At 42.0% G+C, this 12658-nt stretch carries 9 protein-coding genes; 7 read left to right on the forward strand and 2 right to left on the reverse strand.

Translation table 11 applies throughout. The features are described from left to right. Positions 1–155 precede the first annotated feature (155 nt). Both LU361_RS14855 and LU361_RS14860 read left to right on the forward strand, forming a co-directional pair. Positions 156–1511, forward strand: a complete 1356-nt coding sequence (locus tag LU361_RS14855) for an alanine/glycine:cation symporter family protein (RefSeq protein ID WP_233089669.1) — start codon at positions 156–158, stop codon at positions 1509–1511. A 64-nt stretch (positions 1512–1575) separates the two neighbouring features. Beyond that, positions 1576–2019 (forward strand): YtoQ family protein, encoded by a 444-nt coding sequence (locus LU361_RS14860; RefSeq protein ID WP_233089670.1) that lies wholly within the window; start codon positions 1576–1578, stop codon positions 2017–2019. A 78-nt stretch (positions 2020–2097) separates the two neighbouring features. Here LU361_RS14860 and LU361_RS14865 read toward each other — a convergent pair whose 3' ends face one another. Next, positions 2098–4482: an alkyl/aryl-sulfatase gene (locus LU361_RS14865; protein ID WP_233089671.1), complete on the reverse strand. Its 2385-nt coding sequence runs from the start codon at positions 4480–4482 to the stop codon at positions 2098–2100. A gap of 993 nt (positions 4483–5475) precedes the next feature. Here LU361_RS14865 and LU361_RS14870 point away from each other — a divergent pair. Both LU361_RS14870 and LU361_RS14875 read left to right on the forward strand, forming a co-directional pair. After that, on the forward strand, positions 5476–6603 hold the full coding sequence (locus tag LU361_RS14870; RefSeq protein ID WP_233089672.1) for an FIST signal transduction protein: 1128 nt from the start codon (positions 5476–5478) through the stop codon (positions 6601–6603). Beyond that, entirely contained in the window at positions 6600–8522 is a 1923-nt protein-coding gene (locus LU361_RS14875; RefSeq protein ID WP_233089673.1) for a sensor domain-containing protein, read from the forward strand. The genes LU361_RS14870 and LU361_RS14875 overlap by 4 nt, the downstream gene beginning before the upstream one ends. Before the next feature lie 19 nt (positions 8523–8541). Here the strand turns inward: LU361_RS14875 and LU361_RS14880 are convergent, their stop codons facing one another. Next, positions 8542–9942: an L-serine ammonia-lyase gene (locus LU361_RS14880; protein WP_233089674.1), complete on the reverse strand. Its 1401-nt coding sequence runs from the start codon at positions 9940–9942 to the stop codon at positions 8542–8544. A 365-nt stretch (positions 9943–10307) separates the two neighbouring features. Between LU361_RS14880 and zigA the strand changes: the two genes are divergently transcribed. The 3 genes from zigA to LU361_RS14895 all read left to right on the forward strand — a co-directional run bounded on the left by zigA (position 10308) and on the right by LU361_RS14895 (position 12657). Then, on the forward strand, positions 10308–11513 hold the full coding sequence (gene zigA / locus LU361_RS14885; RefSeq protein WP_233089675.1) for a zinc metallochaperone GTPase ZigA: 1206 nt from the start codon (positions 10308–10310) through the stop codon (positions 11511–11513). Positions 11514–11613: 100 nt separating this feature from the next. Further along, positions 11614–12084: a Fur family transcriptional regulator gene (locus LU361_RS14890; protein WP_233089676.1), complete on the forward strand. Its 471-nt coding sequence runs from the start codon at positions 11614–11616 to the stop codon at positions 12082–12084. A 219-nt stretch (positions 12085–12303) separates the two neighbouring features. Further along, entirely contained in the window at positions 12304–12657 is a 354-nt protein-coding gene (locus tag LU361_RS14895; RefSeq protein ID WP_233089677.1) for a MerC domain-containing protein, read from the forward strand. Position 12658 lies beyond the last annotated feature (1 nt).

Genomic DNA, 12658 nt, shown 5'->3' on the forward strand with positions numbered 1-12658 from the left:
GTTTATTGTTTTATTAACTTGGTTAATTTCTTGCTTTAATCGTCATTCTATCTACGGGTCTATTTATGTAAATTATAGAGGTTTTCCGCCAAAGCCTATTTTTTATATTAAGCCCCGCAAATCAAATAAAACACATCTAGTTAGGTTGAAAGAGTATGGAGCAGTTTTTTGCAGATTTTGCTGCATTTATGTGGGGCACGCCTTTAATTGTTTTGTTAGTTGGCGGCGGACTGTTTTTTGTTATCTTTTCAAAAGGTTTGCCTTACCGTCATTTTCCTCATGCCATTAATGTTTTGCGTGGAAAATACGCAAAAGAAGGTGGAGAAGGCCAGATATCCCATTATCAAGCATTAACAACCGCGCTTTCTGGAACCCTAGGTTTGGGAAACATCGCTGGCGTTGCCATTGCGATTTCTATCGGTGGGCCAGGGGCCATTTTTTGGATGTGGGTGACAGCCGTTGTTGGTGTGGCGACGAAATTTTATACCTGTACCTTGGCCGTAATGTATCGCGGTTACGACAGTAATGGTCAGTTGCAGGGTGGGCCCATGTACGTAATCCGAGAAGGTTTAGGCAAGCGTTGGATGCCGTTGGCGGTTTTGTTTGCCTTAGCCGGTATGTGCGGAGCCTTGCCGGTTTTTCAAATTAATCAGTTGGTGCAAATTGTTCGCGATGCCGTCGCGATTCCTTCGGGTATTACGACAGAATCAAACCATTTAGTGTTTGATCTATCATTAGGTATTGCGTTAAGTATCGTCGTTTGGATTGTTTTAATCGGCAATATTCAGCGAATCGGAAAGGTAACAGCGGCTTTGGTGCCTGTCATGGTGGTTCTTTATATGATCATGACAATTGTGGTTTTGGCCGTTAAAGCTGATCAAATTCCCAATGCCTTCTATTTGATTTTTCATCACGCGTTCACGCCCGAATCTGCTGCCAGCGGAACCTTGTTAACCATTATTCTTACCGGTGTTCGTCGCGGAGCATTTTCCAATGAAGCGGGTATTGGCACCGAAGCTATGGCTCACGGCGCGGCAAAAACCAACGAACCCGTTCGTGAAGGTGTGGTTGCCATGGTTGGTCCAGTGGTTGATACCTTATTGGTGTGTACTTGCACGGCCTTGGTGGTTTTAGTGACTGGCGCTTGGCAAATCGAAGGCAGCAGTGGCGTTACTTTAACCGCGCAGGCGTTTGAAAGTGTATTACCGGGTTTTGGTGCTTATCTATTAACCGTCATGGTGTTATTTTTAAGCTTGAGTACCGTATTTACCTTTGGTTACTACGGCAGTAAATGTTTGGGCTTCTTAATTGGGGCTAACAGACAGCACTACTATATTTGGATGTATACCGGCTTGGTGATTTTGGGAGCAACGGTATCGTTGACTACCGTTGTTAATTTAATCGACGCAATGTACGCGTTAATGGCAATTCCGACGATGGTTTCCACGATTTTGTTAGCAGGAAAGGTCAATCAAGCAGCAAAACGTTATTTTGCAACTGCATCGAAATAGAAAAAGTGTACAATTTTAGTATCAGCGATTATCTAAAAATTACAATTTGATAAGGTGTTAGAGCATGCAATTGAGTGTTTATTTATCCGGCGAAATCCATACGGATTGGCGCGAACAAATCATTAATGGCTGTAAAGAACACGGCCTTGATATTGAATTCACCTCGGCAGTGACAGATCACGATGCCAGTGATGCGGCTGGTGATTTATTGGGCGCAGAAGATAAGCAGTTTTGGCGCGATCACAAATCGGCGAAAGTGAATGCTATTCGTATTAAAACGCTGCTTGAAACCTGCGATGTAGCCGTGATTCGTTTTGGCGAAAAATATAAGCAGTGGAACGCCGCTTTTGACGCTGGTTATTGCGCAGCTTTGGGTACACCCTATATTACCTTGCACAACGAAGATATTATTCATCCATTAAAAGAAGTGGATGCATCGGCCATGGCTTGGGCAACAACGCCAGAGCAGGTGGTAGAAATTTTAAAATATACCGTTAAGCAAAAGTAGCTGCGAATATTTTAAAACAATATTTATAGAAAAACGGCCTTAAAAAAGGCCGTTTTTTGTTTCTGTATTTAATAAAGATTATGGTGTGGCAATGCCGAATTCGCCTGGATATTTCTCAAAAATTTCACTAAAAGTATCCAGTCCGGAATCCGAACACAATGTGCTTGCTGAGCAATCCCCATTGACGAACATCTCACCAATCCATTGTTTCATTTCTGATTGAGTTGCAGTAATGTTTATGTGCTTATATTCATCGGTGTCACCTGGAATATTATAGCCTGGCTTCGGTTCGTCGTGAGAATTTAGGTCTCTAGGATGTAATTCATCGTTGTAGGGGTTTTGGTAAGATTTAAGCGTGCTATTAGAAAGGTTTAAATAATATGTTCCAAACCAATCACCATCGATATCATTATTTACCGTAAAAGTTACGACGTAATTTTGAACGAATTCGTCTGGATTAACCAATAATGCTAGAGATTCTAACCCCATGCTAATTGGCATATTGCCAGAAATTCCCGTGGTATCAACGGCTACTAGAGTTGGAAAGCCACCGTCTGTTTGACGAAGTTCAACTGCTGCGCCTAGGTAATAATTTCTCCAAGGGCCAGATTCTGCTTGATAACCCATTTGCTCCATAGCGTCTGCGGCTAAGTAACGAACTTTTGTGAGTTTACTTTCGTCGAACGCACTGAGATCAGTCAGTTCGGTACTACTGTTATAGTCTTCGATGCTTGCGGCGTTGTAACCAAATACTGCATGGCTAAGTAAGCGAACTGCCCAACGGTATTCGCCACTGGTAACTGCGGCAATGCCGGTATTAATGACATTATCAATTCCACCCATTGCGGCAATAAAACGCACGCCTTCATCCGCTGGAGATAATGGGTTTAGGTTTGCAGGGTTGCCATCCCACCAAGCGCCCAAATAAAAATCGTAGGTTGCGCGTGCATTGTGAGAAACCGTGCCGTAATAACCGTGGTTGTACCATTCTTCGTTCAGCGAAGGTGGTAGTTCAACTGTGTTGGAAATTTCGTTTGGTGTATATCCTTTGTTGGCTAAACGCAACGCTTGGTCGTGAACGTACTTATACATGTCTCGAGTTTTTTCGAGCTGCTCAACGATGTTGTCTTTACCGTAGGTTGGCCAGTGGTGAGAGGCAATCATTAATTTAGAATTATCGCCGTGTTCACCAAGCACCTTATCAACGTATTTAACCCAAGCGTTGGCATCACGAGTTCTTGCGCCGCGCATGGACGAGATATTATGAATGGTGTTGGTTACCACTTCTGCTGCCATCAGCATGTCGTATTTCTCAACATAAAACATAAATTCTGATGGTGCCTCAGAACCGTTAGCCATGGTGATATCAATGGTTAGTCCGTTGATTTTATGCTTAATATCACGGCCAATTTCTGTTGCTGGAATTAATGCCGGAGACCCTGCTGAGGTAATTTTACCCAGGCCGCCATCAACTGAACCAGTCACACCTGCGCCTGCAATATTGCCGTACATGTAACCAGCGCGACGAGACATAATATTACCGGCCATTACGTTTTCTGAAACTGAATGCTCGAAAAACTCTTCAGGTGCAATAATTTCAACTGCGTGACTTAACTTGTGCCCATCGCACTCAGATTTACCCGCGAAATAACCCGTTAAATCTTCACAATTTTCTGGCGCAAGACCGGCAACACCACCAAAGTGGTCGATGTGTGAATGGGTAAAAATAATTCCGCGAATAGGGGCGTCCCTGTTTGGTATTTCCGCAGCACCTAAAAACAATTGGTAACCTTGACGAGCGGTTTCTCCCGAGGTTAGTGGGTCAACCACAATCCAACCTTCTGGGGTACCTTCCTTAACATCACCGGGAGACCAAATAAATGACATAACCGCTAAATCAAGACCGCGAACTTGGTAGATTTTCCCTTCAATATCACCGGCTTGATAAACTCCTGCTTCGATCGCATTTTTGCTGATGTCATCAATACCGGCTTTATTATTAAGTTTTGCCATTCTTAATAGTGAAGGGTTGATTCGGTACTCTGAGTATTTACTGTCAGTACTTCTGAAAGGGTGATGATGTTCGTTCAGAAAATCGTAGTCTTCTCTTGGCCAATAAATCTCATCAGGATCTACTGAGTCTGCCGGAGTGAATGTACAGTCATTTCTATCTGGCGCTTGAGTAGTTGGAATATTGTAAGGGTATTCACACAGTAAGCTGCCAGCTGATTTTATGGCTGGGTCTTTGTAGTCAGTTTGGCTAACAATAAGGTTTTGTAATTTTTCAAACTCGCCTTGGTTTTTTTCAATGGTAGTTGCAGATGCGTCTTTCGGTGAATTATTGAAATCATAACTGCTAGTGGCAGCAGGTAATGTTTGAGTGTTGTTTGAACAGGCAGTAATAAAAAGAGCGGCGCTACTGACGACGGCCGCAGCCAATATTCTTTTTTTATGTTTAAACATAAGATTTCCTTTCCATCTGGTTTTATGTGTAGTTAGCTGGCAGGTTGGTACCATCAAAATACAACTTGATTGGTTTTCGTAAAAAAATTATTGGGTGTAGAAAACGTCCTTGTATTAATCGACTGCGCAACGATTAATGTCCTGAATGATCATTTCGGGGAAGAATCATATACGAATTTTTGCGTAAATGTTTCTTGGAATGTAAAAGGTAAAACGCGCAAAATTTTTTTAATTTAATGGCAATTAAATAATTATTTTTGCCCGGGTTAACCCTTTAAAAATGATACTTTATAACATATCAAAATAATTTTTTGAGTGTTAAATTTAACGGAGTAGGCGCTAAATTATTAGGAGTAAATTTATTTTTGAAAAATATTTTTTAATTTTTTTGTGGAATATTTTTTCTAAAAAATACCGTTATAAAAGGGTTTGGTTTCTCGCGTGAAAAGTTACTTCTTCATTTTTTAAGATTTGATGGGGCTAATATTTATAAGGGGGTGATGAATTTTCGGTTTTAAAGAAGCGCTTTTCTACCATTGTGGCAAAGTTGGCGGTAGTCTGTTTTGTTGAGTTAAGTGTCATTTTTAATGATTCTTACGTCAAAATCTAATACAGAAGTAGCATGAAAATCTCACCCCTTATATCTTGCTTTGTTGTGTGTCTAAAGCTCGATTGTAAAATGTATTTTTTAATACCGAGTGGTTCCAGTTTTATAGAATATTTAGTGCTAATAAAATTAAAAACATCAGTTTTTTGTCTGTAAAGGCTGGTTTATTTTTAATTTATTGGCTTTGGTGTACAAAATTATTGTGTGTGGCTAATGCAACCTAGCAATCTCTTCGGCTTTTGCCTTTGTCTAATATTTGATAAAAAGAAGTAGTCTATACTTTTGTTGCTATTAATAGCCAAACGGATAATAAGGTTGCTTGTTATCAGACTGATTGATAGGGCGTGCTCGTTTGAATGCGTCAACATGAATATTACGGATACATAATGAGAGCTGCTCAACACCTGTATTGCAATAATGAATGGAATGCTCCGCTTGAATCTCTAGAAAATGCACAAATTGTTTTGGCGTTTGGTAATAAAGAGGTGCTTGCCAATAGCTCAATTACCCAAGATTTAAACAATGCATACCCCAATGCGGATATTATTGGCTGCTCCACCGCGGGCGAGATTTTCGACGATCAGATTTATGATGATTCATTAAGTGTTACCGCTATTGAATTTAAAAATACAAACACCGCTGTGGTTGCAAAGACAATAGAAAGCGACGACGTGTATGAACTTGCGCAATCGCTGATTGAAAAGCTTCCTCTCACAGATCTTAAATATTTACTGGTGCTGTCTGATGGCCAAGTCGTCAACGGTTCTAAATTGGCAGAAGCATTAACTGAGTTGTTGCCCAACGACGTTATTATTACCGGTGGTCTGGCAGGCGACGGCACTAATTTCACCGAAACCTATACCCGTTGCAATGCGAGTGTCTCGGATAAGCAAGTGGTGCTGTGTGGTTTTTATGGCGATGCCATTCAAATTAATCACGGTTGTCATGGTGGTTGGTTACCGTTCGGTCCGAAACGGTTAATTACCAAATCGGATGGTAATTTGCTCTATACGCTCGATGATAAACCGGCTTTAGACATCTATAAAACCTATCTCGGTAAATACGCCGAAGAATTACCCAGTTCGGCGTTATTATTTCCCTTACAGATTATCGATGAAGAACTCACCAGAACCATTTTAAATATCGGCGAAGATGATCGATCGATGACCTTTGCCGGTGATTTACCCGAAGGTCAGCAAGTGCAGCTTATGCGCGCCAATTCTGCTAATTTAGTCGATGGTGCTAAAAAAGCCGCCACTGATGCAAACTCCGACGATGTCAATCTAGGTAACAGCGAAAATGGCATTGCGCTTTTAATCAGCTGTGTTGGCAGACGTTTAGCAATGAAGACCCGTACCGAAGAGGAACTCAGTATTGTTCGCGACATTTTAAGCGATCGCTGGAAAATGGCAGGGTTTTACTCTTACGGTGAGCTTTCGCCAAAAGCCAAAGGAGAGCCTTGCCATCTGCACAACCAAACCATGACGATTACCACATTTTATGAGTCGTTATGAATGATCTGTTGTTAAGGCTGATAAAAAAGCATTTTCCCGATGAAAAAGGCCTATTAGAAAATACGGCTTTTTTTGATGCGTTGTCGGACGTGTTTGATGAATACGACGATGACCGTTACATTCTCGAACAATCATTAACGGTAACCTCAAACGAGCTGATGGAAATTAATGATCAGCTTAAAAGTAAATTGGTTGCGTATCAAAGTGCCACTGACAAAGCACAAGAAGAATTAGCCAAGCGTCAAGCGCAATTGGATGCTACTCCAGAAGCAGTATTCAGTTTTGAGGCAAACGGCACGGTATCGTTGGTGAATAGGGCTGGGTTAGAGTTAATAGGCTTGAGCCGAGAGCAGGTTTATCAAAACGATGCCAAACAGAACTTGGCGATATTTTCAGATTTAGTCTCTAACACAGACGAATTTGAAGATATTATGTATCAAACAGAAACTACGAAAGAAATCTGTTTAAGTGGCCAACTGGAATTTCGAGATGGCCGCTTTTTTGAGTACTTTACAGTGCCTGAGTATTTGGGTGAAAAATACTTGGGGCGGGTTTATTATTTACGTGATGTCAGTAAATTAAAAGAAAAGCAAAAAGAGTTAAAGTTTAAAGCCTTTCACGATGAGCTTACCGGTTTGCCCAACCGGGCGCATTTACTTAATACCCTTGACCGAGCGATTCTCAACGCCGAAGAAAATAAAACCTGCGTCGCCGTGGTTTTTATCGATTTGGATAATTTTAAATTCATCAACGATACTGCCGGTCATGGCGTGGGCGATGAATTTATTATTCGAGCCGCACAATCGTTCAAAGAAAATATTCGCTGCGACGACATCATTGGTCGTTTAGGCGGCGATGAGTTTCTGGTTATTTTTGATGGTATCAGCGATAAATCTCAAATTGAGAAATTTAAGCAGCGTTTGATGTCGGTTTTGGGAAAAACCATCGTTATTAAAAATCGCGAATACGATTTATCGTGCTCGATTGGTTTGAGTCTTTTCCCTGACCACGGGGATAACGCCCATGACCTGATACGCAAAGCCGATATTGCTATGTACGAGGCCAAGCAGGCGGGTAAGAAAACGTTTTATTATTTTGTGCCGCAGTTAGAGAAGGTTGCTCTTGATCGCATTGATTTAGAATCACGCTTGCGCAATGGCATTAAAAATAATGAATTTTTCTTGATGTATCAACCCAAGGTTGATGTATCTACGGGCCAAGTGGTAGGCGCAGAGGCATTAATCCGCTGGCGCCAAAGTGATGGCAGTATTGCTACTCCTAACGAATTTATTGAGTTTGCCGAATCTACCGGATTAATTCATTTGGTGACCGAATGGGTGGTTGATCGCGTTTGTCGCCAAATTGTGGCTTGGAACAATGAATCGTCTCATCAGTTTCCGATCGCGATTAATATCTCGCCAAAAGACTTCACTAATGATCAATTCGTTGAATTAGTGGCAGGTATCGTTCACAAATACAACATTCCTCACGGTCAATTAGAGTTCGAAATCACCGAAAACGTGTTTATGAAAGACACTGATCACAGTCGAAAAATTGTTAGGCAATTAAGAGCGCTGGGTGTTTTGATTTCTATTGACGATTTTGGCACTGGATTCTCTTCCATGAGTGTGTTGTTAGATTTAGACGTGGATTATCTTAAAATTGATAAAACGTTTGTCTCTTACGCACGCAATAACGAAAAGTCTGCCGCCATCGTAAAAAGTATTATTGATATTGCCAGAAATTTATCGGTGGGGGTGATTGCCGAGGGCATTGAGGATCAAAAAGATTTGTACTTTGTTCAAAACGCAGGCTGCAATGTTGCCCAGGGTTTTTATTACAGCCGTCCGATCAGTTTGGAAGATTTTGAACAATACGTTGAGCGCGTGAATACGCAGTTTTCAGCGTATATTGGCTAATCACGTTAATTTGTACAGTTTAACAGTCCACAATATTGACTGGTACTTCAATCACATTCATGGCCAAGCCGCCGCGCGCGGTTTCTTTGTATTTTAAGTGCATGTCGCGACCGGTTTCGCGCATGGTTTTTATGACTTTATCGAGCGATACAAAGTGCGAACCGTCGCCTCTTAATGCCATTCTAGAAGCACTGATGGCTTTAATGGCTGCCATTGCATTTCTTTCAATGCAGGGAATTTGAACCAGCCCGCCGATGGGATCACAGGTTAAACCAAGGTTGTGCTCCATCGCTATTTCGGCGGCATTTTCGACTTGATGAATATTGCCGCCGAGTACTTCTGTTAATGCACCGGCAGCCATTGAGCAGGCCGAGCCAACTTCACCTTGGCAGCCAACTTCCGCGCCGCTGATTGAGGCGTTTTCTTTGTACAAAATTCCAATAGCCGCTGCGGTTAAAAGAAAACGTTGAATGGATTCGTTATTCGCTTGCGGACAAAACCGATGAAAATAGTGCAGCACGGCGGGAATAATTCCGGCGGCACCGTTGGTGGGGGCGGTGACTACTCGACCGCCTGCGGCATTTTCTTCGTTTACTGCCAGGGCGTACAACGTTACCCAATCGGTAATAATTAGCGGATCGGTTAACGATGCTTCGGGATTTAATGTCAGTTTTTGGTGTAATTTATGGGCGCGGCGTTTAACTTTTAATCCGCCAGGTAATTCACCTTCGTGTTCAATGCCATTGCTGACGCATTCCTGCATTACACTCCACAGCTGCAATAGCCTGTCTGAGATCTCTTGCTCGCTGTGCCAAGTTAATTCGTTTTTTAGCATGACATCGCTGAATGACAAACAGTGTTCTTTGCAAATGGCGAGCAGTTCGGCACACGTTGTAAAAGGGAAGGGTAGGCGTGTTTTATCTTCGACAATAATATTTTTGTCTGTGGCGCTGTCATCTAAAATAAAACCGCCGCCCACGGAATAATACACTTTTTCAAGCACAACTTCTGACTGCCTCCCCCAAGCTTGAAATCGCATGCCGTTGGTATGTTCGGGCAAGGTGGCATTTTTATGCAGAATTAAATCGTTTTTTTCATCAAAGCTAATCTGTTTTACGTTGGCAATTAATAATTGTTTTTGTTGACGAGAATGTTCGATGCATTGCGGTATTAATTCGATATTTACCGTCTCTGGTTCAAAGCCCATTAAACCTAATATAACCGCTTTGGGCGAACCGTGACCTCTACCGGTTGCACCTAACGAGCCGAACAGTTCAACCTGAATTCTTTCAACATGATTTATTAAATTTTTAGCAATCAGTGCTTGAGCAAAGCTGTAAGCGGCGCGCATAGGGCCAACGGTGTGAGAGCTGGATGGACCAATTCCAATTTTGAATAAATCAAAGGTGCTAATTGGCATAGCTAGAGAATCTCGTTGTTATTGTTGGTTTCTCTTTTTTAGAAACGTTGTTTGCTTATAGGTTTCCAATAGTATGCGTTTAAATAACTGACTGAAAATACAATTATATTTATAGCGGTATTTCAAATTTAAATACTGAGGCGAGTATTTGACTGCGAAGGTAAAAGCGATTGAAGAGAGTGAATGAGAAATGATGTTATTAAGGAGTTAGACCGGTTTGGACCTAAAAGCGATTGTGATAAACGAAAAACTTTGTTGACGCTGCTCCCTTGGGAATACATAATGCTATGATATAACATATCAAAAATAAATACATCAGTTAGTCATTATTCTAACCCATTACTGTGATTCTGTGAGGCCCGTGTATGTCTTTTGAGAGACTTCCTGTAACTGTTTTATCCGGTTTTCTCGGCGCTGGGAAAACGACTGTATTGAATCATATCTTAAATAATCGCGAAGATCGAAAGGTTGCGGTGATTGTTAACGATATGAGTGAAATCAATATCGATGCGAATACAGTACAGCGTGAAGTTACGCTCAATCGAGCAGACGAAAAACTGGTTGAAATGAGTAACGGTTGTATTTGCTGCACGTTGCGTGAAGATCTGCTGATTGAAGTCAGTAATCTCGCAAAAGACGGTAAATTTGATTATCTGGTTATTGAATCCACTGGTATTTCCGAACCGCTGCCGGTTGCTGAAACCTTTACCTTTGAAGACGAAACCGGGGTGAGCTTATCCGATGTTGCTCATTTAGACACAATGGTTACGGTTGTCGATGCGGCCAACTTTCTCACGGATTACGATGAAGCCCAATATCTGCAAGAAAAAGGCGAAAGCTTGGGCGAAGAAGATGAGCGCACGGTTGCCGATCTTCTGGTAGATCAAGTGGAATTTTCCGATGTGATTCTGATCTCCAAAACTGATTTGGTCGAAAAAGAGCGTTTAGAGCGCACGAAAGCGGTAATTCAATCGCTTAATCCTGATGCAGAAGTTATCGCCATTGAAAAAGGGCAGGTACCACTGGATAAAATCCTACTCACGGAAAAATTCAGTTTTGAAAAAGCGCAACGTGCTCCCGGATGGCTAAAAGAAATGCGTGGCGAACACGTACCTGAAACCGAAGAATACGGTATCGGCAGTTTTGTTTTCCGTGCAAGGCGACCTTTTCATCCGCAAAAATTCCATAACTTTTTGCACAGTAAAGACCTCACCGGAAAATTAATTCGCTCAAAAGGCTTCTTTTGGTTGGCGACACGCCCAGAATTTGCTGGTCAATGGAATCAGGCCGGCGGTATTGCCAGATACGGATTTGCCGGACTCTTTTGGAAGGCGGTTCCGAAAAATCGCTGGCCGGAAGATCAAGAATATTTAGATTCAATCTATGAGGTTTGGGAAGAGCCTTTTGGTGATATGCGACAGGAATTGGTGTTTATTGGTCAGGGATTGGATGAGCACGAAGTAAGACGCGCATTGCGAGAATGCCTTTTGACCGACGATGAACTACTTAAAGGAAAGGAATTCTGGACCAGCCTTCCTGATCCATTTCCTGCGTGGGATGAAATCGCATAAATCACTCATATTGAGAAAGCTAGTTTATTGTCTGTCTTTAATTTGAGAGAATTATCGTAGGTTTAACTGAATTCACACTTTCAGAACTTGGGTGTTATTAATGCAGCAGCAACAATTAGAACAAATCGTATCCAAAGCGAAGGACATGTGCGCAAATTCTGGAGCTAGATTGACAGAAAAGCGTCAACAAATTCTGGAGTTGCTGTTGGTTTCTAACATTCCTCTATCAGCTTACGAAATTGCTGATAACTATAATAAGACGACCAATTCGTCGATAACGGCAATGTCTGTCTACCGAATGCTCGAATTTTTGGAATCCGAGCAGTTGGCTCACAAATTACAATCCACCAATAAATACGTCGCGTGTTCTCATATTGCCTGTGATCACAATCATGAAGTGCCGCAATTTTTAATATGCAGTGACTGCCAACAGGTTAAAGAAATCGCCATTCCAAAAGCCATCATTAGCGATCTTCAAACCCAAGTGAACGAAGCGGGTTATAACCTCACTAACTCTCAGCTAGAGCTGCAATGCGTGTGTGATCAATGTTTGTCTTCCAGTAAGAATTGATCGCTTCTCCCACAGCTTCTCGCAGATCTTGAATTTTTCTCGGTACTTGCCTCGGTGTTTACCTCAGTACCTACAAGAGCCTTCAGTTTAAGGAAACCCTAAATATTGGGTGGTTGACAGGGAAAGTCTCAATTATCAATAATGTTATATTATAACATTATAGGCTGGTTCAGTAGCCAATAGCCCGTATCGACCGATTCATACTATTGCGAGAATTTAATGAAAGATTTATTTGGGGCCGCGTGCTCCTTGCTCTGTATTATCCATTGTTTAGCGCTACCGTTACTGATCACTGTGGGACTTCCAATTGCAGGGTTGTCGTTACTAGAAAGTGAAAACACGCACGTTATCTTGAGTGTGATTATTTTGATTGTGGCGCTTTGGGCGTTTCCTATTGGTTGGAAAACCCACCGCCGACTATTTCCGGGTGTGTTAGCGGTTATTGGTGCGAGTTTGTTGCTGTCATCATTGGTTGCGGTAGAGGCGTTTGAAGCCTATTTGGCCGCGGTTGCGGGTGCGGCGCTTATCTCTGCGCATTTAGCCAATCGTAAACTGTTACTGAGCGCGGCTTAAA

This window comes from Sessilibacter corallicola (assembly GCF_021290925.1).
Lineage (GTDB): Bacteria > Pseudomonadota > Gammaproteobacteria > Pseudomonadales > Cellvibrionaceae > Sessilibacter > Sessilibacter corallicola.

Excerpts from the sequence above, each read along its gene's own strand:
- LU361_RS14855 (WP_233089669.1), top strand. The coding sequence starts at position 156 with ATGGAGCAGTTTTTTGCAGATTTTGCTGCATTTATGTGGGGCACGCCT.
- LU361_RS14860 (WP_233089670.1), top strand. The coding sequence starts at position 1,576 with ATGCAATTGAGTGTTTATTTATCCGGCGAAATCCATACGGATTGGCGC.
- LU361_RS14865 (WP_233089671.1), bottom strand. The coding sequence starts at position 4,482 with ATGTTTAAACATAAAAAAAGAATATTGGCTGCGGCCGTCGTCAGTAGC.
- LU361_RS14870 (WP_233089672.1), top strand. The coding sequence starts at position 5,476 with ATGAGAGCTGCTCAACACCTGTATTGCAATAATGAATGGAATGCTCCG.
- LU361_RS14875 (WP_233089673.1), top strand. The coding sequence starts at position 6,600 with ATGAATGATCTGTTGTTAAGGCTGATAAAAAAGCATTTTCCCGATGAA.
- LU361_RS14880 (WP_233089674.1), bottom strand. The coding sequence starts at position 9,942 with ATGCCAATTAGCACCTTTGATTTATTCAAAATTGGAATTGGTCCATCC.
- zigA (WP_233089675.1), top strand. The coding sequence starts at position 10,308 with ATGTCTTTTGAGAGACTTCCTGTAACTGTTTTATCCGGTTTTCTCGGC.
- LU361_RS14890 (WP_233089676.1), top strand. The coding sequence starts at position 11,614 with ATGCAGCAGCAACAATTAGAACAAATCGTATCCAAAGCGAAGGACATG.
- LU361_RS14895 (WP_233089677.1), top strand. The coding sequence starts at position 12,304 with ATGAAAGATTTATTTGGGGCCGCGTGCTCCTTGCTCTGTATTATCCAT.